Annotated in this window: 26 protein-coding genes and 2 pseudogenes; 12 read left to right on the forward strand and 16 right to left on the reverse strand. The window is 67.6% G+C overall.

All coding sequences use genetic code 11. The annotated features are described in order from the left end of the window. Positions 1 to 11: 11 nt before the first annotated feature. A pseudogene (locus ABD830_RS18065) lies at positions 12 to 308 on the forward strand (TIGR03618 family F420-dependent PPOX class oxidoreductase); the annotation flags it as partial. Positions 309 to 1,043: 735 nt separating this feature from the next. After that, on the forward strand, positions 1,044 to 1,451 hold the full coding sequence (locus tag ABD830_RS18070; protein WP_344988492.1) for a hypothetical protein: 408 nt from the start codon (positions 1,044 to 1,046) through the stop codon (positions 1,449 to 1,451). Here ABD830_RS18070 and ABD830_RS18075 read toward each other — a convergent pair. Continuing rightward, positions 1,445 to 2,194: an SDR family oxidoreductase gene (locus tag ABD830_RS18075; RefSeq protein ID WP_344988494.1), complete on the reverse strand. Its 750-nt coding sequence runs from the start codon at positions 2,192 to 2,194 to the stop codon at positions 1,445 to 1,447. The genes ABD830_RS18070 and ABD830_RS18075 overlap by 7 nt on opposite strands. Before the next feature lie 80 nt (positions 2,195 to 2,274). Next, positions 2,275 to 3,015 (reverse strand): SDR family NAD(P)-dependent oxidoreductase, encoded by a 741-nt coding sequence (locus ABD830_RS18080; protein ID WP_344988496.1) that lies wholly within the window; start codon positions 3,013 to 3,015, stop codon positions 2,275 to 2,277. 127 nt (positions 3,016 to 3,142) lie between these two features. On the opposite strand from ABD830_RS18080, the gene ABD830_RS18085 reads away from it, so the two are divergent. Beyond that, positions 3,143 to 3,742 carry a TetR/AcrR family transcriptional regulator gene (locus ABD830_RS18085; RefSeq protein ID WP_344988498.1) on the forward strand — a complete coding sequence of 200 codons (600 nt, stop codon included), beginning with the start codon at positions 3,143 to 3,145 and terminating at the stop codon, positions 3,740 to 3,742. 223 nt (positions 3,743 to 3,965) lie between these two features. Here the strand turns inward: ABD830_RS18085 and ABD830_RS18090 are convergent, their stop codons facing one another. Then, on the reverse strand, positions 3,966 to 4,577 hold the full coding sequence (locus ABD830_RS18090) for a TetR/AcrR family transcriptional regulator (protein ID WP_344988499.1): 612 nt from the start codon (positions 4,575 to 4,577) through the stop codon (positions 3,966 to 3,968). A 229-nt stretch (positions 4,578 to 4,806) separates the two neighbouring features. Between ABD830_RS18090 and ABD830_RS18095 the strand changes: the two genes are divergently transcribed. From ABD830_RS18095 to ABD830_RS18115, 5 genes are all read left to right on the forward strand, one after another. Further along, positions 4,807 to 5,562, forward strand: coding sequence for an MFS transporter (locus tag ABD830_RS18095; RefSeq protein ID WP_344988501.1), 756 nt, complete (start codon positions 4,807 to 4,809; stop codon positions 5,560 to 5,562). Positions 5,563 to 5,595: 33 nt separating this feature from the next. Further along, positions 5,596 to 6,603, forward strand: coding sequence for an alpha/beta fold hydrolase (locus ABD830_RS18100; RefSeq protein ID WP_344988503.1), 1,008 nt, complete (start codon positions 5,596 to 5,598; stop codon positions 6,601 to 6,603). A gap of 204 nt (positions 6,604 to 6,807) precedes the next feature. Next, positions 6,808 to 6,963, forward strand: coding sequence for a hypothetical protein (locus tag ABD830_RS18105; protein WP_344988505.1), 156 nt, complete (start codon positions 6,808 to 6,810; stop codon positions 6,961 to 6,963). 365 nt (positions 6,964 to 7,328) lie between these two features. Then, positions 7,329 to 7,643, forward strand: coding sequence for a hypothetical protein (locus tag ABD830_RS18110; protein ID WP_344988507.1), 315 nt, complete (start codon positions 7,329 to 7,331; stop codon positions 7,641 to 7,643). A 341-nt stretch (positions 7,644 to 7,984) separates the two neighbouring features. Next, on the forward strand, positions 7,985 to 8,374 hold the full coding sequence (locus tag ABD830_RS18115) for a hypothetical protein (RefSeq protein ID WP_344988509.1): 390 nt from the start codon (positions 7,985 to 7,987) through the stop codon (positions 8,372 to 8,374). A gap of 386 nt (positions 8,375 to 8,760) precedes the next feature. Here the strand turns inward: ABD830_RS18115 and ABD830_RS18120 are convergent, their stop codons facing one another. The 3 genes from ABD830_RS18120 to ABD830_RS18130 form a co-directional block, all read right to left on the reverse strand. Next, a complete protein-coding gene (locus ABD830_RS18120) occupies positions 8,761 to 8,886 on the reverse strand; it encodes a hypothetical protein (RefSeq protein ID WP_344988511.1) in 126 nt (41 codons plus the stop codon). Then, a complete protein-coding gene (locus ABD830_RS18125; protein WP_344988513.1) occupies positions 8,879 to 9,178 on the reverse strand; it encodes a hypothetical protein in 300 nt (99 codons plus the stop codon). The genes ABD830_RS18120 and ABD830_RS18125 overlap by 8 nt, the downstream gene beginning before the upstream one ends. A gap of 256 nt (positions 9,179 to 9,434) precedes the next feature. After that, entirely contained in the window at positions 9,435 to 9,929 is a 495-nt protein-coding gene (locus tag ABD830_RS18130) for a helix-turn-helix domain-containing protein (RefSeq protein ID WP_344988515.1), read from the reverse strand. A gap of 586 nt (positions 9,930 to 10,515) precedes the next feature. On the opposite strand from ABD830_RS18130, the gene ABD830_RS18135 reads away from it, so the two are divergent. Together ABD830_RS18135 and ABD830_RS18140 are read left to right on the forward strand one after the other, a co-directional pair. Further along, complete coding sequence (locus ABD830_RS18135) at positions 10,516 to 11,370, forward strand: class I SAM-dependent methyltransferase (RefSeq protein ID WP_344988517.1); 855 nt, start codon at positions 10,516 to 10,518, stop codon at positions 11,368 to 11,370. 402 nt (positions 11,371 to 11,772) lie between these two features. Then, positions 11,773 to 11,931 (forward strand): annotated as a pseudogene (locus tag ABD830_RS18140) (IS5/IS1182 family transposase); the annotation flags it as partial. A gap of 37 nt (positions 11,932 to 11,968) precedes the next feature. Here ABD830_RS18140 and ABD830_RS18145 read toward each other — a convergent pair. The 5 genes from ABD830_RS18145 to ABD830_RS18165 all read right to left on the reverse strand — a co-directional run bounded on the left by ABD830_RS18145 (position 11,969) and on the right by ABD830_RS18165 (position 16,842). Next, positions 11,969 to 12,760, reverse strand: coding sequence for a WD40 repeat domain-containing protein (locus ABD830_RS18145; protein ID WP_344988730.1), 792 nt, complete (start codon positions 12,758 to 12,760; stop codon positions 11,969 to 11,971). A gap of 797 nt (positions 12,761 to 13,557) precedes the next feature. Continuing rightward, a complete protein-coding gene (lepB, locus tag ABD830_RS18150; protein WP_344988519.1) occupies positions 13,558 to 13,992 on the reverse strand; it encodes a signal peptidase I in 435 nt (144 codons plus the stop codon). 5 nt (positions 13,993 to 13,997) lie between these two features. After that, positions 13,998 to 15,809 carry an ABC transporter ATP-binding protein gene (locus ABD830_RS18155; RefSeq protein WP_344988521.1) on the reverse strand — a complete coding sequence of 604 codons (1,812 nt, stop codon included), beginning with the start codon at positions 15,807 to 15,809 and terminating at the stop codon, positions 13,998 to 14,000. Next, complete coding sequence (locus ABD830_RS18160; protein WP_344988523.1) at positions 15,806 to 16,324, reverse strand: TlpA family protein disulfide reductase; 519 nt, start codon at positions 16,322 to 16,324, stop codon at positions 15,806 to 15,808. The genes ABD830_RS18155 and ABD830_RS18160 overlap by 4 nt, the downstream gene beginning before the upstream one ends. Continuing rightward, complete coding sequence (locus ABD830_RS18165; protein ID WP_344988525.1) at positions 16,324 to 16,842, reverse strand: MauE/DoxX family redox-associated membrane protein; 519 nt, start codon at positions 16,840 to 16,842, stop codon at positions 16,324 to 16,326. Before ABD830_RS18165 ends, ABD830_RS18160 begins: the two co-directional genes overlap by 1 nt. Before the next feature lie 664 nt (positions 16,843 to 17,506). On the opposite strand from ABD830_RS18165, the gene ABD830_RS18170 reads away from it, so the two are divergent. Continuing rightward, positions 17,507 to 17,659: a hypothetical protein gene (locus tag ABD830_RS18170; RefSeq protein WP_344988527.1), complete on the forward strand. Its 153-nt coding sequence runs from the start codon at positions 17,507 to 17,509 to the stop codon at positions 17,657 to 17,659. Between the two features lie 163 nt (positions 17,660 to 17,822). Further along, the gene (locus ABD830_RS18175; protein ID WP_344988529.1) at positions 17,823 to 18,113 is read left to right on the forward strand and encodes a serine integrase family protein; all 291 of its coding nucleotides are present in this window, start codon (positions 17,823 to 17,825) and stop codon (positions 18,111 to 18,113) included. Positions 18,114 to 18,165: 52 nt separating this feature from the next. Here ABD830_RS18175 and ABD830_RS18180 read toward each other — a convergent pair whose 3' ends face one another. The 5 genes from ABD830_RS18180 to ABD830_RS18200 all read right to left on the reverse strand — a co-directional run bounded on the left by ABD830_RS18180 (position 18,166) and on the right by ABD830_RS18200 (position 21,647). Next, on the reverse strand, positions 18,166 to 19,473 hold the full coding sequence (locus ABD830_RS18180) for a M23 family metallopeptidase (protein WP_344988531.1): 1,308 nt from the start codon (positions 19,471 to 19,473) through the stop codon (positions 18,166 to 18,168). Positions 19,474 to 19,712: 239 nt separating this feature from the next. After that, positions 19,713 to 19,952, reverse strand: a complete 240-nt coding sequence (locus ABD830_RS18185) for a hypothetical protein (protein ID WP_344988533.1) — start codon at positions 19,950 to 19,952, stop codon at positions 19,713 to 19,715. A 160-nt stretch (positions 19,953 to 20,112) separates the two neighbouring features. Further along, positions 20,113 to 20,562: a hypothetical protein gene (locus tag ABD830_RS18190; protein ID WP_344988535.1), complete on the reverse strand. Its 450-nt coding sequence runs from the start codon at positions 20,560 to 20,562 to the stop codon at positions 20,113 to 20,115. 225 nt (positions 20,563 to 20,787) lie between these two features. Next, positions 20,788 to 21,024, reverse strand: coding sequence for a hypothetical protein (locus ABD830_RS18195; protein WP_344988536.1), 237 nt, complete (start codon positions 21,022 to 21,024; stop codon positions 20,788 to 20,790). A 329-nt stretch (positions 21,025 to 21,353) separates the two neighbouring features. Continuing rightward, the gene (locus ABD830_RS18200; RefSeq protein WP_344988538.1) at positions 21,354 to 21,647 is read right to left on the reverse strand and encodes a hypothetical protein; all 294 of its coding nucleotides are present in this window, start codon (positions 21,645 to 21,647) and stop codon (positions 21,354 to 21,356) included. Positions 21,648 to 21,819 lie beyond the last annotated feature (172 nt).

A 21,819-nucleotide genomic window follows, 5' to 3' on the forward strand; every position in this document is an offset into this window, starting at 1 on the left:
AGGGACTTGAGATGGCTCCGAACATCGCGACCGCGCGGGGCGACCTGCCCGAACTGCTCGATTTCCTGCGCCCCCGGCACCACGGGCTGCTGTCGACCACCCGCGCGGACAGCCGGCCGCAACTCTCGCCGGTGGCCTGCGGCGTCGACGACGGCGGCCGGATCGTGGTCTCCACCCATCCCGACCGGGCCAAGGCGGTCAACGCGCGCCGGGACGAGCGGGTGTCGATGTGCGTGCTGTCCGACGACTGGAACGGCCCGTACGTCCAGGTCGACGGGCACGCGGAAGTGCTGGACATCGCGCCTGCCGAAAATTACGTCTGCCCAGGTCACGCCCTTTGTTAGGGCTAGGTGCGGCATGCACGAGTTCCGGCGAGCAGAAGAGGGAGGCGGGTGCGGCATGATGATCGGCCGTGCTCCTTCGCCTGGCCTACCTCACCGTCACGAACGCTTTCGCCGCACTGCGCTTGCTACCCGTGAGCGATCGGGATAAGAACGTAGAGATTCTTGCCCTGCGCCACCAGATCACCGTCCTTGAACGCCAACTCGGCGCTGACACCAGAGTGCGATTCGCGCCTGAGGACCGAGCCTTTCTCGCCGTGCTCCTGACCTCGCTGCCCCGCGAGGCCCTGCGCCAACTGCGACTCATCGTCCGGCCGGATACCGTCCTACGGTGGCATCGCGATCTGGTGAAACGGCGTCATGCCCGTACCTGCCGACCGAAGCGGGCTGGCCGCCCGCCCACCGTCCGCTCCATCCGCACCCTCATCCTGCGCTTGGTTAGGGAGAACCCCGACTGGGGCTACCGGCGGGTCCACGGAGAGCTCACCCCCTCGGCATCAAGGTCGCGCCATCCACGGCGTGGGGATCCTCAAGCAGTAAGGTCTTGATCCGGCGCCCGAGCGGGCGTCCACCACGTGGGCCGACTTCCTGCGCTCCCAAGCCGACGCCATACTAGCCGCCGACTTCTTCGAGACCGTCACCCTGAACGGGCAGCGCCAGTACATCCTGGCCGTCATCGGGCACGCCACCAGGCGCATCAGCGTGCTCGGCACCACCGCGCACCCGAGCGCGGACTGGGTCACCCAGGCGATCAAGAACCTGGTGATGGACCTGAACGATGCGGGCTGCCGTGCGCGCTTTCTGATCCGAGACAGGGATGGCAAGTTCCCGGCCGTCGAACGCTTCCAGAAGACCATGAAGAACTGGCTACGCGCTCAGCCCGACCAGCCGGCCACTCTGGCCGACCTGCAGGCGCTCCAGGGTGATCACATCACGATCTTTGTGCCAGAGCCCGTTTCATGTGGCCATCTGTTTGCACCGACCTATGAAACAGCGTTCGCCCTGGACGCGCGCCGCCGCGAGCGGTGTTTCATAGTCGCTTATGAAACACCTCGCCAATCCACGCAACCGAGAGTGTGGGCAGGACCGCTGACGAATCGAGGTCAGTAGGCGAGTTCTCCGATGCCGCCATCGACGCGCAGGACGGTGCCGGCGGTGTAGGCGGACTCGTCAGAGGCCAGGTAGACAGCCGCCTTTGCCAGCTCGGTGGCGGTGCCGATGCGATGCAGGGGCACGGTCCGTCGCAGCTCGGCGTACAGGGCGGCCTGCCGCTCGGGGCCGAGTGAGGCGAACGTGTCCGTGAGGGTCGGCCCCGGGCTCAGCCCGTTGACGCGGACGCCCCGCTCCTTCAGCTCGTAGGTCAGCCCGCGCGACAGGGACAGCAGGCCGGCCTTGGCGGCGCCGTAGACCGCCGCGTTCTCGTGCCCGATGAAGGCGGAGACGGAGCCGACGAGGATGACGGACGCCTGCCGGGACAACAGCGGCAGCAGGGCCTTGATCAGGAAGAACGGCCCCTTGAGGTTGGTGGCGACGAGCCGGTCGAACGCCTCCTCGGTCCATTCCTCGATCGGCAGGTGGGTGACGTCGGCGGCGTTGCTCATCACGACGTCGAGCCGGGGCCACTCCTGCCGCAGCCGCGCCGCGAGCGCCGCCTGGCCGGGCACGTCGCCGGCGTCGGACAGCACGGGCAACACCCGGCCGCCCAGCCGCCGGGCGGCCTCCTCCAGACGTTCGCGCGAGCGGCCGGTGATCGCGACGACCGCTCCCTCGGCGAGGAACTCGCGGGCAGTCTCGAACCCGATGCCGCTCGTCCCTCCCGTGATCAGGGCGTACTTGCCCTCAAGACGACCCATTGACCTCAATCTCCTCACTCGCGCCCGAGCGCGTGGTTCTGGTAACGATGGTTGTGCAGAGGACCGGAGCACGCCCCGGGTCAGATGGCGGTGCGGCCTCCGTCGGCGGCCACAACGGCGCCGGTCACGTAGCCGGCCTGGTCGCCGGCGAGGAAGGCGATCACCTGGGCGACCTCGGCCGGGTCGGCGGCGCGCTTCAGCGCGGTCGTCAGCCCCATGCCGCCGAGGTCCGGGCCCATGGCCGCCACCACCTTTGATGTGGTCATCGGGCCAGGCGCCACGGCGTTGACGCGCACGTTGGAGGCGGCGAACTCGGCCGCCCAGGTGCGGGTCAGCGACTCCAGCGCCGCCTTGGTGGCGCCGTAGACCGCCATCGTCGGCATGCCCAGGGCGGCCGCGGTGGAGCTGACGTTGACGATGCTGCCGCCCCCGCCGGCGGCCATCTTCGGCGCGAGCCGGGCCACCAGGACGAACGACGCGCGCACGTTGACCGCGAAGGCGGCGTCGTAACCGGCGAGGTCCTGGTCGGCGGTCGCGCTGAACGGGACGACGCCCGCGTTGTTGACGAGGATGTCCACCGCCCCGGCGTCATCGGCCAGCCGTTGCACGGCCTGCGGGTCGGCCAGGTCGGCGGGGATGAAGCGCACGGTGCCGGCCGCGCTCGCCCGCACGTCATCCACGACCTGGGCGCCACGATCCGGGTCGGTACCAGTGATGATCACGTTGGCCCCGCCGGCGGCGAGGATCCTCGCTGTCGCGTGCCCGAGCCCGCCGATGGCACCCGATCCGGTGACCAGCGCCGTCTTCCCGTTGAAGTCCATGGGGTCCTGCCTCTCGTCCGCCGGCGCGCTCACGCGCCACCGACTTCTATGCGTTCGTTCAATAAGTCGCCAGCCGTCACCGTACGGTATTTCGTGCAAGCGGTCAAAAAGTCGTACCCTGGGGGATATGGCACGGACAGGACGCCCCCGCGCATTCGACAAAGACCAGGCCCTCGAGCGCGCGCTCCTGCTGTTCTGGTCCCGGGGCTACGGAGAGACCTCCGTCCAGGACCTCGTCGACGCGCTGGCGCTGGAGCGGGGCAGCCTGTACGGCGCCTTCGGCGACAAGCGGCAGTTCTACCTGGCAGCGGTCCAGTTGTACTGGGACACCTACGAGCGCGAGCTGGTCACGGCGCTGGAGGCCGGGCCGGTCTTGCCGGCGCTGCGCGAGGTGCTCACCCATCCGGCCCGGGCGCAGGAGTACGCCTCTGACGTCGGCGTTCCGCAAGGGTGCATGATCGGCAACACCACCGCCGAACTGGTCCCGCACGATGCCGAGGCCCGCGAGATCGTAGCCCGCTCACACGCTCGCTTCACCCAGATCGTCGCCGACGCCCTGCGGCGCGCGCAGGCCATCGGTGAGGTCACCCAGGCCGCCACCCCCGAGGCCCAGGCGCAGCTCCTGCTGTTCACCGTCCAGGGCCTTTCCCTGGTCTCCCGCGCAGGACTCGACGCCTCCGCCGCGCTCACCGCCGTCGACGCCCTGATCGACGCCCTCCGCGCTTAATCCGCGGGCTCGGGGGCCCACCGCGCCGTCGGCCGGTCCGGATCGCTGGGGCCTCGACCAGGTCACTGTGCGCCCCGCGGCCTTGCGCGAAATCCTCGAAGGACTTCACCGGTGACGAACGTGCCTGACAACCTTGGAGCCCACTTGCTCAACGGCGGCGGGGCTGGTGGGAGGCGTCGCTTCGGTCGGGGCAGGTGAGCGGCTGCAATCGCATCGCCGGCCCTCAGTCGCCTGCGGCCTCGCCCGTCGCCGCGCGGGCGAGAGTGTCGGCCACCGTTGTGCGGGCGAGCCGCGCCACGGAACGCAGTTCGGCGTCGGAGGCGCCGGCGCGGCTGAGCACGGCCAGCGACTGGTTGATGGCGACGACGAACACGGCCAGCTCGTCCAGGACGCGGGGATCGGCCGATGCGGCCGCCAGCGCCCCGCGTACCCGTCGGCGTTGGATGTCGAGCAGGGTGCGCACATGGCCACGGCTCTCCTCGCCGAGGATCGCCGACTGCGCCGCGGACTGCGCGATGAGGCACCCCGTAGGAACCGACGGATCGGCGATGCGCGCCAGCACCACGTCCAGGAACGCCTCGATCGCGCGCACCGGATCGTCGGAGTGCGCGGCGAGCGCCACCTCGTACTGGGCGGCGTAGGTGGCCGCGTAGCGGTCGAGACACTGGCGGAACAGGGCATCCTTGCCGCCGAACGTGCCGTAGATGGAGCCGCGGCCCAGACCAGCGGCCGCGCCCAGGACGTCGAGCGAGGCATCGGTGTATCCGCGCTGCCAGAACACACGCATCGCCTGGTCCAGGGCAACGCCGACGTCGAACTGCTTGCGGCCTGACATGCCACACCTCCCGGGTTCTTGGTAACCCGCCGTGATTCTACTCACATGTTGGACTGAACGATAAAACTATCTTTGACTGTTCAGTACAAGATGACATAGCGTGCTGGAGCATTCGCACGGGAGAAACCACTGTGATCCAGGACATCGCTCCAGAAATCGGTTCGCAAAACCACGGCGGCCGCCGCATCCGCGCCACGTTCTGGCTCGTGGCAACGATGTACGCCCTGTCATGCTGGGTGGCACCCTGCCGATTCCGCTGTACGCATTCTGGGCGCCGCAAATGGGTTTCGGGCCCTTCACCACCACGCTGGCGTTCGCCGTCTATGCGCTGGGAACGGTGCTGGCGCTGATGATGTTCGCGTCCCTGTCCGATCGCGCGGGGCTCCGGCCGCTGCTGGCGGCCCCCGCGAGCACCGCGCTGTTCCTGATCGCCCGGGACGTCGGGACGCTGCTGGCGGCGCGATTCCTGTGCGGGCTGGCCACAGGGGTGTTCGCCTCCACCGCCATCGCGGCGCTGAGCGAGCTCGCCGGCGGCAACGCTCGGCGCGCCGCGATGGTGTCCACCGCGGCGAACATGGGCGGACTGGGACTCGGCGCCGTCATGGCCGGCGTGTTCGCCGAGTACGGCACCGACCCCACGCACCTGGTCTTCTGGGTCTACCTGGCGACGCTGGCGCCTGCGTTCCTCGCCGTCGCGATCACGCCCGAGACCGTCGCGGTCCGCGGACGACCCGCCCTGGCCGTGCGCAGGCCGGCCGTACCGGCCCGGGAAGCGGGGAGGCCGGAGTTCTGGCGGGCCGCCGCCGCTGTCGCTCGTCGCGGGCGTCGTCGTCCAGACCGCGCTGTGGACCCGGTCGCTGGCGTTGTTCGTCGTCGGCACGATTCTTGCGGGCGCCGGCGTCGGGCTGGTGTTCCGCCGCGGCGTCGCCGTCACCCAGCGGCTGGCCCAGCCTCGGCGCTGAGGCGTCCCACTCCGGCTGCTTGACGCGGCCGCATCACCTACAAGAAAGGAAACGCCATGAAGGCACCCATGCTCGAAGGTCCCGGCTCGGTCAGCGGAGCGCCGCACCTGCCGCCCGGCTTCACCGACACTTTCATCAGCCGCTACGTCGACACCGGCGACGTGCGCCTGCACGCGGTCACCGGCGGCCGGGGACCCGCGCTGCTGCTGCTGGCGGGCTGGCCGCAGAGCTGGTATGCCTGGCGGCTGCTCATGCCTGCGCTGGCCGCCGACTTCTCGGTCGTCGCGGTCGACCCGCGCGGCGTCGGGCTGTCGGACAAGCCGCAGGACGGCTACGACACCGGCACCCTCGCCGCCGACATGGTGGCGTTGATGGCCGCGCTCGGGCACCAGCGCTTCTCCATGGTCGGCCATGACATCGGCATGTGGACCGGCTACGCGCTGGCCGCCGACCACCCCGAGCGCCTCGACCGCCTGGCCGTCGCCGAGGCCGCCATCCCGGGCCTGTCCCCCTCACCGCCGCTTTTCCATGACACACAGGCCAACGACCGCCTCTGGCACTTCGCCTTCAACCGCCTCGCCGAGCTGAACGAGCTGCTCATCCAGGGCAAGGAGCGCATCTTCTTCGGCCACCAGTTCGCCACCAAGGCCGTGCGCAAGCTGCCCGACCACGCTGTCGAACACTATGTCGGCCCCCTCGCTGCCGACCCCGACGCCCTTCGCGCCAGCTTCGCGTTCTACCGCGCACTCGACACCACCATCGCGCAGAACCAGCGGCGCAAGACCCGACGGCTGACCATCCCCGTCCTGGCGATCGCCGGAGCGGGCAACTCCGGCGACCTGGTCGAAAAGACCATGCGGCTCGCCGCCGACGACGTGGAAAGCGTGATCATCCCCGACTGCGGCCACTACCCCGCCGAAGAGGCCCCCGAGGAAATGCTGGCGGCCCTCAAGCCGTTCCTGACGGCCCACCGCTTCGATGCGATCGGGGGAGAAAGGGGCCCGAATTGCTCGCCCGGCTGGCCGCCCAGCGCGACTAGATCGACAGGCGGATCGCCGACCTGACCGGCACCCGCAACCGGCTCGACTCTGTACTGGGCCGACCACGGGCGCGGTGGTCTCAGCGGGTGCTGTTGGCCGTTGCCGTCGCCGCCATGAGGGCGGCGACGGAGTCGCGATGGTCGTGCTCGTTGCGCCCGAGGACGATGCAGCTCGGTCCGGCATCTGCGACGGGGACGCAGATTGTGCCCGGTGATGCCGGGGTGACAAGTGAGCGAGGAAGTATCGACAACATCGTCACCTGCGGCCACCTCGTACCCGTTCGGCCAGGCCTTTCGTCCGTGGACCGACGTGAACGTCGACCAGTGGATCCTGCTCACCAACCCGGACGTCACCGCCACCTTCTGGACCCTGCGCGCCGCCTGACCTCGGATAACCGCAACGTGCCGCATGGCCGCCCACCGGCACTCTCTGGGGATTCGGGACTCAGCAGATCGATCTCTACACGCCGCCGGAGACGCATACCAGCCCCCAGTACGCCACCGTCCACGGCGCCAGGATCCAGCCGTATGTGCTGAACGACCCCGGCAAGATCTCCATCGCCTACACGGTCGGGACCAGTGCTGTGAAGACCGAGTTGCTGGACGCGTGGCTACTACTTCCCTGACAATCAGTACCCCCGATTCATCGATGTGCCGGTCACGGCCTTCTTCACCACCAAAACACCGTGAACGCCGCCCGGCAGGGGCACGCCGTGCTCCTGCCGGGCCGTCCCCGGGGAGGTCACCCGAATGAGCGAGCCGGCGCGTGTGCGGGCAGCGGCGGGACTCCTGGTTCTGCTCACCCTGTCCGCCTGCCAGATCGGCCCTGGCGAGCTGTTCAGGGTCGTCAACGAAACCGACGAGACGGTGGTGGTGAAGTGGAATGACGCCGTCTACGCCACGTTGCCGCCCGGTCGTATGACTGCCACAGCGCTTCCCGAGGGCTACTGCGAACAGTCGCGGGGCGACCGGTTCACCGCCACGTCGGACAGCGGCCGGCAATATCGTTATCAGGGCAGGGTGTGCAACGGGAACACCTGGAAGCTGCCCGCGCCCGGTGGCTGACGACGCGGAAAGGATCCGGACGGCGCCGCCTGGTTCCAGTCAAATTAGAGGACTCGGGCCTGTTCGGGGTTCGGATCACGAGGGGTTGTGGATTCGTCTGCGCGGTGCGGTCCGGCCCTGATAAGCCATGGGCATGGCGCGTGGCGACCTCACGGACGAGGAATGGGCGACTCGCCGGACGAGGCGTAGACAGCCCGGGTCCAAGGCACGCCGCGCGTTCAGCCCGAGCCCACTCCCGGGCCCGCGCCACTGACGTCTGCCGACGCAGGAGACCGGGCAAAGGACGCCGTCCGCGAAGCGGCCATGGTGACGGGGGCAACGCCCTATGCCATTGTGACGGCATGTCCGAAGATCAGACCGACACGCCGGTCCCGCTTCCCCCGCCCCTGCGCTTACTGACTGAACAGGAGGATATCCACGTCGGGAATGCCCTCATCGGCAAAGCCCAAGAGTATTCCGTGGATTGGTTTGTGGCCCAACAGCTCGTCTACGCCGCTCTGGGCGCTCTTGGCCTGTTCCCGCTGCCGGGGGCTATGGATCCCCCCGGCGAGGACTGCAGTGCGCTGAAACTGGCGTGGGACACCACGAAGCATCCGGACAGCGAGTATCTCGGGCAGTGGGTCCGGTGCAGCGAAGCTGCCGGCCACGGCAGCACCGACCATCGCGCCTCCGGAGTAGCCGATTGGTCTGACGGCGAGCCCGGCACTGTGCCCGACACCAGGACAGCCTGACGGCCTCACGACGCGCTGCGCAACTCAGGACCCGGACGGCGGTCCGTCAGCCGGGCCCTGAACGAGGTACTGGCAGCACTGCGCCCACTGACGGCCGACGCGGAGGCCGCTGCCCCTGCCCCCTTCGCCTCGCCGGAGAGGCAGGCTCCGGGATGGCCCGGGGCGCGTACCAGGCTGCAGGCCGTAACGGGTGCCGTCCGAGGTCGTGGAGTAGTACGCGCCAACCTTACTTACCGAACATGCCTGCCTCCCAAAGGTCACCCAAGATAACCCGCGCCGCCTCCGGCCGGCGAGCCCGCTCCAGCTCACGATCACGCATCGCGCCCGCCGCCCTGGGCGACGCCTGTGCCAGCACCTGCGGAGCATGGCCACGCCCTCCTGCTGGTTCACCGCCGCCTCCGCGCCATCGCCGCGGCGATCTCCGCCTCCCGCTCCTCGCGGCGCCGCGCCATCTGCGCACGAACAGCCCGGTAGGCGTCGTTCGGGTCCGACCACTGCGAGACGTCAGCCACAGGCGGCGGTGCCAGCTTCCGCGCGACTCACTCGAGGTTCGTCCACGAGCTCGACACCGGCCGCGGCCGCCATGAACTCACGCGCTCGCCTGCGCTCCTCCTGCTCCTTTCGGCGCCGGGCGTCGGCCGCAGCCGCGCGCTGCGACCGCGAGGGCAGCGCCTGGCCGTCGTCGCCGAGCCAGGCCGCGAGGCGGTGCCGCACCCAGCCGGGGATGTGCCGCAGCTCGGCCACGCTCGACCACGTGTACGTCCACGCGCTGTCGTCCGGGCGGACGTCCAGCGCGTGCAGCACGTCGGCCGCCGTCCACCCAGCAGCGAGGAAAGACCGCAGCAGCTACCGCAGATACCAGGGCGTCATGTGCTGGAGCACGTTCGACTCCTGCCGGAGCCGTTCGCAGGCTGCGAGTCGATCACGTCTGGTCCTCGGCGATTTGTGCAATGCCCAGGTCGGCGAGATACGTGGGCTGCGGCGGGTTCGGCGGGGTGCCTCGCGCGTGCGCGTGGGATCTGTTCCTTCTCTCTCAGGGAGAGAGAAGGAGGGGGTTCACTTAGGTCTTGACCTGGTCAGATCTGGTGTCGCTGGTCGGAATAGGTGTGATGTCGCGAGGGATGCAGATCACCCAGAGGGCCGCTCGGTTGCCCATGCCGTCGTCGTCCAGGCCCGCAGCGGTGCCCTTCCGGAAACGGACGGTGGAACCCTCCTCGACAACGCCGAGCCAGCCATGCTCACGGAGCCAGCGCACCCAGCGCTTCACGGTCGCCTTGGACAGGCCGGTGCGCTCGACGATGCCCGCGATCGTCGGACGGGAGCACATCGTCTTCCAGTCAGCGGCCCAGGCGATCACCTGGGCGACGCGGAGTAGATTGCCGTATCCGTCGTAGCGGAGGCCGAGGACCTCAGGATCCTCACGCAGAGCGCGCAGGAACGCCTGCTGGTCGGGGGTGCGGCGCATGCCGTGCGGCACGGACGCCAGGATGAGCGCCTTCGACGGCGCGACAGCAAGAACGGGCGCGTCCGACACGCCAGCGGCCGCCGCTGTCACCGCGGCACCCCCGCCCGGGGGGTCGCGGCGGACGGCGAAACCAATCCGCGTATAGTCCGTGAACGGCGGCACACGAGGGCCACGACTGGCACACGGTGGCACACGCCAGAAGTTGAGCGACTGGCGTCCTCGCAGGTCAGGCCATGATTTTCCTGGCCAGAGAAGCGCGCCCTGCAGGATTCGAACCTGCGACCGTCGGATTAGAAGCAAGATCCTTTAGTGTCGCGCGGCGCCGTCTGGTGGTGGTTCGTACCACCTCGGCGCACATTGCGTGTCAGGCGGTGCCGGGCCCTGACGACGCGTGGTGGGGCGTACGAGCACGCACCGAGCACGGCGGACACCCTATTGATCATTGCATCAGGCTCCCTGGAATGGATCCCACGTTCCAGCCATGCCAACACGATAGATAGAGGTCAGTCGCAGTGCTCGGCACGTGCTCCAACCCGTACACCACCTCCGTGGACGCGACCCACATGCCACTTGACCCGTACGGATGGAGTTTTCAACAGGCCCAGGGACGGCGGACGAGCAAGGCCAGATCATAATCGTTCGCCTCGGCAGCTGGACAACAGATAGCGTGTCCGCTGTGCGAGACGAGATCTACCGCTACAACAAGGAACGCTGGGAAGCCCTTGCGGAGGCGGACGCGTTGTTCACCCGTCCCATGCTCGACCTGGACGCGGAGAAGGCTCAGGCCTATCTCGGCCTGGACAGGCTGGGCATTCCCGCAGACCTGGCGGGCCGAAAGGTGCTCTGCCTGGCAGGAGGAGGCGGCCAGCAGTCCGCGGCCTTCGCCCTGCTCGGAGCCGACGTGACGGTTCTCGACATCTCCTCCGGACAGTTGGAGCGGGACCGCTTGGCCGCTGAGCACTACAGCGTCGGCATCCGCACGATCCAAGGAGACATGCGGGACCTGTCCGCCCTCGACGACTCCACATTCGATCTTGTCTGGCATCCATACTCGCTGACCTTCGTCCCGGACTCCCGGATCGTTTTCCGCCAGGTCGCGAGAGTCGTCGGAAAAGGCGGCCACTACTACCTGATGTGCGCCAACCCGTTCTTCGCCGGGCTCACCCACGACTCCTGGAACGGGGCGGGCTACCCGCTGAAGCAGCCCTACATCGACGAGGCCGAGACCAGCTATCCCGACCAAGACTGGGTCTACGGCGGGAAGCCGGCGGATGATCGCATCCGCGAACCCAGGGAGTACACGCAGACACTGAGCCGGATCGTCAACAGCCTGATCCAGCACGGCTTCATGCTGACACACCTGTCCGAAGTCCGAGGCGACTACCCCGATGCGGAACCGGGCAGTTGGTCGCACTTCATAGGGGTGGCCCCGCCGTGGCTGGAGTTCGTCTGGCAGTACCGGCCTGGTGTCACGTCCTCGGAAGGTAGGGCGTCCCGGGGCACGGGTGACCGCGAACCACTCGAACAGTGATCGGGCGGCCACACCACCAACGCGGGGCGAGAATCTCCAGACCCTTTTCCGATTGCTCATGGGCAGTAGTCACAGTGCGGCGAAGGTGTCGGTGATGGTGAGGTAGGCCAGGCGAAGGAACACGGCGGATCATCCTTCCGCACTTGATTCCGTCCTCTGAGTGACCAAGGCTCGCGCCGCCACGCGACGCTGACGATCCATGTGCGAACGCGTTCGCCGAGCGATGGGTCCGCACGGAACGCACCAGCGGGCCGAACCGACGGACGAGCCCTCATCGATCCGGGACTGACGGACCCGGTGCGCAGCATCTCCACAATGCCGATGCAGCGTCAGCACATCCTGGCCGCCATCGAGCACGCCGGCACACGCGTCCGCGTTTTGGGCACCACCGCTCACCGCACCGCCGCGACGGTCGGCCTGATCGACGCCCTGACCAGTGCCGGCGTCAAGACCTTCGCGAACAAGGGCTGTCAAGGCGCCGACGGCACGATCCGCACACCGTTCGAACAACATCGCCACCGGCCCTGGCTCTCCCGCAGTTCCACGCCGCTCAGCCGCAGCTCAGGAGACGTAACTCAATATTCGAGCGGCACACGGTTCAGTCGCAGGGATCGAACTTCGCGAGACCACCGAAGTAGCTGGGCCATTTCTGGCCGCCGGAGATGGCGGCCCAACGTTCCCGACTGAGTGCTACATCCGCACGTTGGTCACCGGAGCCACATAGATCACGCAAGGGATCTCCCGATATGCCGCGCACGTTCCAGGAGAAGGCACCCCAGCGTGGAGTGGCGAGCATCGCGGTATCTCCATCGGCGCTCAGCACCACATCCTCCACGGCCTTGGCCGGGCCCTTTAGCGTGGCGCGCAGGGCAGGACGTGACGGGTTCCGCAAGTCCCAGAGCGTCGTCACTCCGTGCGGGGTGCCGGCAAGAGCGGTACGCCCGTCTGGAGTGATCGCCACTCTATTGGCATCGGTAGTCAACGAGCCCAGCGCCCTCGGACGGCGTCGGTCGGCCAAGTCCCAAAGGCGTACCGGGCTTTGAGTGCCGCCATCGCTCACGCCGGCTGTCATGGCCCGCCGCCCATCACCGCTGAGGGCAATGCCTCGCACGCCTGGCAGACGGGTGTAAAGAGAGGGGTGGGAGGCATCGGTCAAGTCCCACAGGTAGCCTTCTCCCCTGCTCACCACCGCCGCCGTACGCCCGTCGGAGCTCACCGCCACATCGCTGATCGATGAGGGGTGAGCAAGTCTTGTCAGTCGCTCCGGGTTGGCGAGTGTGGCCAGACTCCACACCTCCACCCCGCCGTCATCAGTACCGACCAACGCGACTGTGCCATCTGCGGTCAATGACAAACGCTGAATGCCGCTCGCGTCACCGGTCTTCAACACCGCGCGATTGGCCGGGCCAGCGTGAATTTTGCGTGTCCGGCAGTGCCGGGTCCTGACGATGCGTGACGGGGCGTACGAGCACGCACCGAGCACGGCCGACAACCCTAATGATCATCGCATCGGGGCTTCACGGAATGGATCCCATACTCCAGAGAGCACCGGCGGGCCGGGGCCGTCTGGATGCGGGCGAGCTCGCAAACCGTGGCGGCGCACAGGAGCGCGACCACGGAGGCGGACCGGTCATCATGTCGCGGCGCAGGGGCCACGGGTGCTGAGGGCCAAGCACGCGCTCTGCCACAGGAGCCAGGGCGGTGAGCTGGGTACGTGCGCGTGGCAGCGTCCCCGCCTCCGCCGTCCAGCGGGCGAGGCTTGCCCGGGTGAGCAAGGTGTCAGGATGCTCGCCGCCGAGCGTCCGCTCCACCCTCGGCAGCAGGCCGTCTCAGGTCTGAACGCACACGAGGGGGCCGGACATTTCCCGTTACGGCAACTGTCCGGCCCCGCAGTGGTCACTACGCGGCTAGCAACACCTGCGCTCGAGAGTAGTCCGAACCCCGAAGGTGCTTCCTGGCCCCCAGTTGCACGCGTACTTGTCCTTCATTGACCTGCTGCCGCACGCGGGGTTGTAATAGCACCGCCCCCACCAATAGCCGTCAATGGGTCTGTTGTAGCACTTGACGAGGGCGCCGGCAGAGTCTTCGGGAAGGACCCAGGCCAGGGCGCGATCCGCGAGCCCGGTTATGATCTTCACGCTTTTCATCCATTTCTTCGTTCACGGTCTCAGAACTTGGTCAGTTGCTCTATGCCGTCTCCTTTACTGACAGGCCTGCAGATCCGAGGGAAAGCCTTCGGCGAGTGATGGCGTGAACGTCAGCGAGAGAAAAGTAACCGTGGTCTCGCGAGTCGAAGCTGCCCTCGCTGTTGTCGCTGAGCAGGACGACATTGCCGACGGGGATACGACCTTCGGCCACCACCGGGGCCACCGAGAGCGGAACAGGATCGCCCGGCAATCCGGCGATCCGCTTGATGAGGAAGGTCCCGCCGACGAATTGAGGAGCGCGGACCACCACGATCTGGCCGCATCGGAGCGCCGACGCGGCCACGCGCCGGACAAGTAGCCGATCGCCGTCAGTCAATGTGGGAGCCATGCTGTCGCCATCGACCCGGATCACGGAATACGTCGCGCGCAGCCGTACGATCAACAAGGCCGATGCGCAGCTCACGACGAAGAGCACCCACCTCACAGGGCCACCGCCTCTTCCGGGCCGCGGTACCCGGTCGCCTGGAGATTGAAGAGGCGTGCGTAGGGGCCGCGGACGGCCATGAGGGCGTCGTGCTTTCCGGCTTCCCGGATGGCGCCGTCCTCCAGAACGATGATGAGGTCGGCGTCGCGCACGGTGTTGAGCCGGTGAGAGATGAGCAGGCTGGTGGCGCCGTGGCGGCGGCGCCGGGTTCGAGTGTGCACGTCGGCCTCGGCCTCAGGGTCCAGCCCGGCGGAGGGCTCGTCGAGGATCACGAGGTCGCGGTGGCCGCGGAACATCGCGCGGGCCAGGGCCGTGCGCTGCCATTGCCCGCCGCTGAGCATGACACCCGTGTCGGGGGCGTCCTTGTCATCCTCGCTGAAGAAGGTCCGCGTGAGCAGGGTGTCGTACCCGCGAGGAAGTGAGGAGAGCTTGTCGTCGATCCCGGCCTCGTGAGCGGCCCCACGGATTCGGGTTTCGTCCTCACGGGCGGGGACGAAGCCGATGGAGACGTTGTCGGCTGCGGACATGTCGTAGGCCATATGGTCCTGGAACACTCCGCTGATGCGGTGCCGCAGATCATCAGGGTGCACGTCACGGATGTCGACGCCATCCCACGTGATGCTTCCGTGCTGCGGGTCGTAGAACCGGCACAGGAGCTTGACGAGGGTGGACTTGCCGGCCCCGTTCAGACCGACGATGGCGACCGACGCGGCGGCCGGGATGAACAGGTTCAGGCCGCGCAGGATCCAAGGGTGATCCTCGCTGTAGCGGAACCACACGTCGGTCAGTTGGATGCCGTGCCTCAGCCGGGGCAGTGGCGCGGGCTCGGCGGGAATGGGGAGGTCGGGTTCGGCCGAGGTCACGGCCACGTAATGGCCGAACATGAGCAGATCCTGGTGGAGAGCGGCGATACCGATGATCAGCCCGTTGAGGGCGGCCTGAACCGCGCCGATGGCGGCGATCAGCAGGGACACGTCGCCAATGCTCAACGCGCCGGAGCCGGCGGAGATGACGGCCCAGATCAGCCCGCCGCCCGCGACCACGGCGCCCAGCAGCGTCAGCAGGCCCTCAACGGACAGTTCCTTGATGTCCATCCGGCGGCGTGCGGCGTTGGACGTGCGCAACTCGGTCATCATGCGGCCTCGCAGGAAACGGCCGCTGTTGAATAGCCGGATCTCCTTTGCCGCCGCAATCGTGGTAAGCAGATCGCCGTAGAACATCTGGCGTCGCTCCGCCGGGCCGATGTCCCATATCATCGCGGCGCGACGATGCGACAGCCGCAACTGCGCCAACAGTGCGGGAACCCCGGTTGCCAGGACGATCCCCGTGAGAACCGGACTGACCGTCAGAAGGGAGCCGACCATTCCGGCCAGCGTGATGACCGCGCTCACAACCCCCAGGGATCCGGTGACGACTTCCTGTCCCGTTGACAGGCTGTTCTTCGCCAACCGCAACTGGTCGTGGAAGTTGGGGTCCTCGAACCGTCGCAACCCGGCGAACCGCAGCGTCGCGGAGAACAGCTGTGTGGTGGTCTGAGCGGTGAACAACCTGCCCATTTCGCTGTTGAGGTACTGCATGAGCTGAGGCAGCACCGTTACCAGGATGCCCGCGGCGGCCAACCCCACCGCGAGGGTGCTCAGCTCGGCCGCCGATCCCTGTCTTGCCAGGGAGTCGACCACCAGTTTGGTCAGCCACGCCACCGCGATCGGCGCGATGGCCTCAACGATCATTACCAGGACATAGACCACCATCAATCCCGGGGCCGCGCGCAGGGCGACCCCCGCGGCGGCCTTCGCCGTTCCGATCATGCGCTGACCGTGGCGGGCAACACGGGATCGTTGTCGGTGACCCTGCCGTCCGCACCGATTTCGAAGACGGTCGGATATCCGGTGACCCGGAAGGCGCTCTGAATGGCGGCATGAGGTGCCTCGACCACGACACGTGCCACCTCAGCGAGGCGTTCGACGTCAGCGATGGCCTCCTTGTCGCTGTCGGTGACGACGACGGCGAGCACGGCACCCGGGGTTCGGCGGGCATGGTCGATGAAGCGCGGCATCAGTTCCCTGCAGGGCTGGCAGGACGGGGAGAAGAACCCGATCAGGGCGGCCCCTTCGATCAGCTCATCGGAGATCGGCTCGCCGCTGGTGGTGGTGGCGGCGAACTCCGGGATCTTCTCTCCGATGGCGAGCCCTTCCTCCATGGGTGGCAAGGATGCCGCTGACGCCGCCTGCTTCCGCAGCCGGCGGATCACTCCGACCGTCAACAGGAGATTCAGCAGGCACAGCACGCCGACCAGGACGACGGCAACGATCAGATACGGCATCACGCACTCCCCGCGACTTCCATGAACAAATCGGCGATATCGTCGAAGACGATCAAGAGGATGGCGCCGACCAACCCAACCGGCACTGCCAGGGCGAGGCCGACCATGGTTACCGGGCCGCCGGGAAACATCAGCGCCACTGAACCCAGCGCGGCAACGAGCAGCAGAAGCCCGTTGCGGACCAGATGCACCGGGCCAAGCGGGGTCACGGACGCGCCGAAGCACTGGCATGGCTCGCGCTGCCCCCAGCGAAGAGAAATAGCGATCCACGTGGAGAACGCGATCAACAGCATCCCGCCGACGGCCAGCCCCGCATGTGGAAGCACGATCAAGGTGGCGGCAGTGACAACTTCCACGGCCACCGTTGCCATGGCAGCCGGGAACCGGGCCGGGCCGGGCAGCAATCGCAGGGTGGCGGCGAAAGACTGTAGTGCGGCACGACTGCGCAGTTTCGAGTACGCGGAGACAACGAAGACCGTGGTGAGCAGGACTTGACTCGCCACCAGCACGTGAACCATGACCCCAGATGCTCTTCCGGCCCCTTAGCCCGGCGCTAGCACGCCGGTAGCGCGGTTGGCGGCATGGGCTGGTTGTGCGCTTGTGCGGTCGGCCCAGGGCGCGGTGTCGGTGTTGCCGCCGGTCCGTTTCCCCGAGCCGCCGTCTCGCACCCGCCGTGCGGTTCTCACCGGAACGGGCTCGCCACGTGTTCTGCCCGGTGGCCAGCTTGTGACTGCCGGTTCGATGGTCCACGGATTCGGGATCTGCGCTAGCCCTGAACAGTCCCCGCTCCGCCACGTACGGCCCCGGCTCTGGAGCGCGATGACCAGCAGCGGCACTGCCCACAGCCGCTGACCGAGACACCGGCTTCGAACTTCGCCTCTCCGATGCCCAAGGCCAGTCTGCTGACCGGGGCCCGAACTCGCACCTCACCGACGCGACCACCCCCGCGTTCTCCACCACCATGCGGACGGCTTCTTCCTTCAACCCGGATGAGAAGGCGTCCCCACTGAGGGGATCTACGGTGAGCACCCCCAACGTCGTATGAGGTGATCGCGGTGCTGGCGAACATGCTGGAATCCGCCCTGGCCGGCGGCCCGCAGACGGTGCCGGCGCGCCGGATTGGCGAGGCGACGCCCGGCGGCGACGACCAGCCGAGCGGACAGGGCGACGGAGCGAGCACCGATGATCCGGGGCGAGTCGAAGGTGACGCGTTCGCGCCTGGAACGCGTCGCGATCGTGTATGTCTGCCAATCGACGCTGGTGCAGATTCGCGAGCACACCGAGTCGACCCGGCGCCAGTACGATCTGGCAGATCTGGCGGCGCGGATGGGCTAGGACGGGTGCGATATCGAGGTGATCGACTGCGATCTGGGGCTGTCGGGACGCAGCGCCGCCCGCCGGGACGGGTTCAAACAGCTGGTCGCCCGCATCTACCTGGGCGAGGTCGGGGCGGTGTTCGGGCTGGAGGTCTCCCGGCTGGCCCCGCTCCAACGCGGACGTGGCCCGCCTGCTGGAGCTGGCACGCTTCACCGACACCCTGGTGATCGACACAGACGGGGTCTATGGCCTGTCCGACATCAACGACCGGTTGCTGCTGGGGTTGAAAGGCCAGATGGGCGAGGCCGAGCTGCATTGGCTGACCAGCCGGATGAACGAGGCCAAACGCGCCGCGGCCGCCCGCGGCGAGCTGCGGCTGCCGCTGCCGGTCGGGTTCGTCTACGACGAAGACCAGAACGTGGTCATCGATCCGGACGAGGAGATCGCCACCGCGATCGCGCCCGAAGCATAGGGGCGGGCATGCGTGAAGGCCCCGGCAGGTACCGGGACCTTCACGCCCCCTCTCAGGTGACGGAGTCGGGGTAGGCCGACAGCAGGACCTGCGTCCAACCCTCGGTGTCCACCACGCCCTGCCCGTACAGATCGTCGCCCTTGCCGTCGAGCGGATTCTCGTCGAAGTAGCGGTGCACCGACCCCTCGGCGTTCCTGTGGCCGTAGTAGACACCGCCACCCGGCGACAGCAGCTGGTCGAACACCTGCCAGGTCGTGTCACGCAGCTGGTATCGCTGCCACGACTCCGCACCATTGATCTTGTACGAGATCAACGCACCCGCCGACGTCGTACCCAGAATCCAGCTCGGACCCGTCGCGGTCAGCGTCTTCAGCGCGAACCCGGTCCCGATCAGCGTGTTACCCGTGATATCGGCCAGCACCGGCTTGTCAGCCGTCAGCTTGTACCGACGCAACGCACCATCAGCGATACCGAACAGGTAATTCGACCCGTCATACGCCAGCAGATCATGGGTCCAACCAGTCCCCAGCAACACCGGCGGCGAGAACGTGACCCCATCCCTTACCGAGATGACATCCACCCGATACAGGCGACCATCCCTACCATCCTCGGTCACCAGCAACGTGTTGTAATTCAACGTCGCCAGCGCCTTGGCCTTGAACCCCAGCGATACCGCCGACAGCTCGGCACCCGCCGTCCGCTTCCCGGTCGCCGCATCGATCGCCGTGTACGTCAACCGCCCGTCGGACAGGACACCGTACACCGAGGCCGTGCCCTTGGGGGACACCGTGCCGCAGTTGTGGCTTTCGACGTTGTTCCACTCCATGCCGTTGGCCTGGCCATAGGTGACGCCGTTGAAGATCGGCTTGATCCGCTCGGAGTCGGGGTCGCCCCACGAGGCGTGGCCGTCGCCGTTGGAGTCGTAGGCGAGCTCGAAGTGCAGGTGGGGGTGGTCGTTAGACAATGCCCCGGTCTTGCCGACCTTGCCGATCACTGTTCCCCGCTCCACCTTGTCCCCGGCTGAGACGGCACGGGACTGCAGGTGGATGTAGGTGGTGAAGTAGCCGCCGCCGTGATCGATCTGCACGACGTTGCCGCCGTTGTCGTGCCAGAAGGACCTGTCCACGGTCCCGCTGGCGGCTGCGAGCAGGGTGGCGCCTTCGGTCCCCTGCTGGTCGGGCTCCTTCACCATGTCGAGAGCGGGCGCGTGCCCCCAGCTGTTCAGCTGCCACTTCTGACCACACAGGAAGGGAAGCTGGAAGTCTGGTACGGCCAGCGCGGGGCTCGCCAGCCCGACGATCCCGAGCGCGGCGGCGAACAGCGTGGCGATGAATCCGCGTAATAAAGCGGATCGAGGCATGAGATTCCTCCAGGAGGATTCCGACTGAATGGAAAATGAACAGGGAAGGCGATTTTCCGTAACGTGCGTTAAGACGTTGCCCGCCTTCCCGCTGACCTCTCGTGCGCGGGATCGACCATAGGAGGCGACGGTATGGCGCGGGTATGTTTATCGGCTCGTCGCGTACTGCTCCCAAAAGGAGTAAACGTCTACCTCGTCCACTCCGGGGAACGAACCGGGCGGCAGCACGGCCTTGCACCTCAAGGACCGGGGTGAGGATGATCAGGGGTCAGAAGCGCTCTCTCGTCCTGGCGGCGGGAGGAGATCGATAGGGCGTCGGGGAGGAAGTCCGGGCTGATCCCGGCGTTGATCAGGGTCTGGCGTTCCCGCTCGAACTCCTCCAGGGACCGGCAGCTGCGGGTGAACATTGCCAGGAGCTCGCGGGCGGCGGGCCGGTTGGCCCGGGCTTCGTCGAAGAACACCTTGACCTCGTTGTTCACCCCCTCCCACAGGTCGAGCGGCTTGGGCTCATCCGACGGCGGCCGGGTCGCTCCGGTGAGGTCGGGGATCAGCGGGCGCTCTTTACGGCGGTAGCCGCGAGCTCGACTGGGCCCTGCACCAACCTCACCGCCCTGGGCCGGCAGTTGGCCGCCTAACGCGTCAATAGACCCACGAGAGTGAGTTGCCCGTGCATGTGGCAGCGCCGATCTTGGCTATGCACACGTAGTACTTCACGCCGTCCTTGGCCTCGAACGCCTTGGTGTAGCTGGTGCCGCTGATGTTCTTGTGGAGATAGTTGCTTTGGGCGGAGATCGTGATCTCGTACTTGTCGTTGGCTAGCTTCGTCGGCTTCTCGATACGGGCCCAGATCCAGGTCTTGTTCTTGTACTTGCCATAGCGCATCTGCAGCGTGCCGAGATCGGTCCTATGGCTGTAGACCCTGGTCTTGACGCTGGTGGCCTTCGTCGGCGCATCCGACGAAGTGGCCAGCGCTGCGGCTGCGGCCGGGGTCGCGGTAGGGGCCGCGGCTGCCGTAGCCGGGGCCGCCCCGGTGGAGGCGATGATCGCGGCGGTGGCCGCCATTCCGGCCAAGGTCCAGATCTTGCGCATTTCAGGTCCCCTTTGCGGTTGTCGGACTGGAGAGGCAATGCTAGGGAGGCCCGGTATATCGGAGGCATGCCCTTCCGGCGGAGCCGTCGTTCCCCCGCATTGCGGGGAGGCGGTACGTGCCGTCGTCCAGGCTTCTGCTATCAGGCCGTCCAGGGAGCGTTCGACTGGACCGGGTCATCCCAGGTGACGTCCAGCGCGGACTTCATGACGGGGGGCGGGCAGCTCTCAAGACGGCCAGGAGGCGGCTTCGGCACGCGCGATGGACGCGACGTCCACGCTCTGCTCTACCGCCCGGACGACCCCGGCCCTCCCCCGGTCCTGCTGTCCATCCACGGCGGTCCGGAATCCGAGCGCCAGTGACGCGGCAGGCAACGTCATGACCCTGTCGAGCTGTACGTTCACCACGGCCGCGCCGCCCCCCGCGCAGCCGGTCAATCCCAATCCGTCCTTCGAGACGACCATCGAGCCAGTACATCCTGGCGGCCATCGAGAACGCCACCCGACGCGTCCGCGTGCTCAGCACCACCACTCACCCGACAGCGAACTGGGTCACCGGGCGCCCCTCACCCGCTACCTGGACCCCCCCGCAGCATCGGACAGCCGTCCCCTATCGACCCGGCGAACCGCCGAGGCCACCGCAGAGCCGTCGTCGGCGGTCTCATCAACGCGTACGAGATCGCCAGCTGAAACCACGGAGAAGAACCGGCAGGTCAGACGCCGAATCCCGCTATTGAGTCCCACAGGCCTGATTCCGGTCGGGCTAGCGGCGCGCGAGGGCCGGGCGAGCGGGATCATGAAATATCCAGATCGTGGATCCCCTGCTCGTCACGTGCCCGGTCCTGATCGGGGCAGTGTTCGCCGTTGCCGCGTTCACCAAGCTGCGCAGCAGCGCGGACCTCCGCCTGTTCGCGTCCATCCTGGTGATGGTGCCGGAAAGGCTGCGCCTTCCGGTGGGTGGCGTGGTCGCGAAAAGTGAGGCGGCGACGGCTGCGCTCATGGCGATCCCGGGAACCAGGGCTGGTCCTCAGCCGGATCATGCTCGGCGCATTCACTCTGATGATCGCTGTCACCGCCCGGCGGGGCATGTGAGTGTCCTACCGCTGCTCCGGCCCGTCCGTGGTCTCGCTCGGATCGGTGTACCTGATGCGGAACGCCCTGCTGTTGCTCGTGGTGGCGCTCGGCGAGATGGCGCTGACCTTCACGAGCGAGCCGCCGGTCGCGGCGCTGGCGGTGGCAATGCCAGCGGGGCTGGCGGGA

This window comes from Nonomuraea helvata (assembly GCF_039535785.1).
Lineage (GTDB): Bacteria > Actinomycetota > Actinomycetes > Streptosporangiales > Streptosporangiaceae > Nonomuraea > Nonomuraea helvata.

What these genes read in the sequence shown, in the direction of transcription:
- ABD830_RS18165 (WP_344988525.1), bottom strand. Translation starts at nt 16,842, where the DNA reads ATGGTTCACGTGCTGGTGGCGAGTCAAGTCCTGCTCACCACGGTCTTC.
- ABD830_RS18200 (WP_344988538.1), bottom strand. Translation starts at nt 21,647, where the DNA reads ATGCCCCGCCGGGCGGTGACAGCGATCATCAGAGTGAATGCGCCGAGC.
- ABD830_RS18100 (WP_344988503.1), top strand. Translation starts at nt 5,596, where the DNA reads ATGAAGGCACCCATGCTCGAAGGTCCCGGCTCGGTCAGCGGAGCGCCG.
- ABD830_RS18170 (WP_344988527.1), top strand. Translation starts at nt 17,507, where the DNA reads ATGATCCGGGGCGAGTCGAAGGTGACGCGTTCGCGCCTGGAACGCGTC.
- ABD830_RS18080 (WP_344988496.1), bottom strand. Translation starts at nt 3,015, where the DNA reads ATGGACTTCAACGGGAAGACGGCGCTGGTCACCGGATCGGGTGCCATC.
- ABD830_RS18180 (WP_344988531.1), bottom strand. Translation starts at nt 19,473, where the DNA reads ATGCCTCGATCCGCTTTATTACGCGGATTCATCGCCACGCTGTTCGCC.
- ABD830_RS18115 (WP_344988509.1), top strand. Translation starts at nt 7,985, where the DNA reads ATGTCCGAAGATCAGACCGACACGCCGGTCCCGCTTCCCCCGCCCCTG.
- ABD830_RS18160 (WP_344988523.1), bottom strand. Translation starts at nt 16,324, where the DNA reads ATGCCGTATCTGATCGTTGCCGTCGTCCTGGTCGGCGTGCTGTGCCTG.
- ABD830_RS18095 (WP_344988501.1), top strand. Translation starts at nt 4,807, where the DNA reads ATGCTGGGTGGCACCCTGCCGATTCCGCTGTACGCATTCTGGGCGCCG.
- ABD830_RS18110 (WP_344988507.1), top strand. Translation starts at nt 7,329, where the DNA reads ATGAGCGAGCCGGCGCGTGTGCGGGCAGCGGCGGGACTCCTGGTTCTG.
- ABD830_RS18190 (WP_344988535.1), bottom strand. Translation starts at nt 20,562, where the DNA reads ATGCGCAAGATCTGGACCTTGGCCGGAATGGCGGCCACCGCCGCGATC.
- ABD830_RS18155 (WP_344988521.1), bottom strand. Translation starts at nt 15,809, where the DNA reads ATGATCGGAACGGCGAAGGCCGCCGCGGGGGTCGCCCTGCGCGCGGCC.
- ABD830_RS18085 (WP_344988498.1), top strand. Translation starts at nt 3,143, where the DNA reads ATGGCACGGACAGGACGCCCCCGCGCATTCGACAAAGACCAGGCCCTC.
- ABD830_RS18195 (WP_344988536.1), bottom strand. Translation starts at nt 21,024, where the DNA reads ATGGTCGTCTCGAAGGACGGATTGGGATTGACCGGCTGCGCGGGGGGC.
- ABD830_RS18075 (WP_344988494.1), bottom strand. Translation starts at nt 2,194, where the DNA reads ATGGGTCGTCTTGAGGGCAAGTACGCCCTGATCACGGGAGGGACGAGC.
- ABD830_RS18090 (WP_344988499.1), bottom strand. Translation starts at nt 4,577, where the DNA reads ATGTCAGGCCGCAAGCAGTTCGACGTCGGCGTTGCCCTGGACCAGGCG.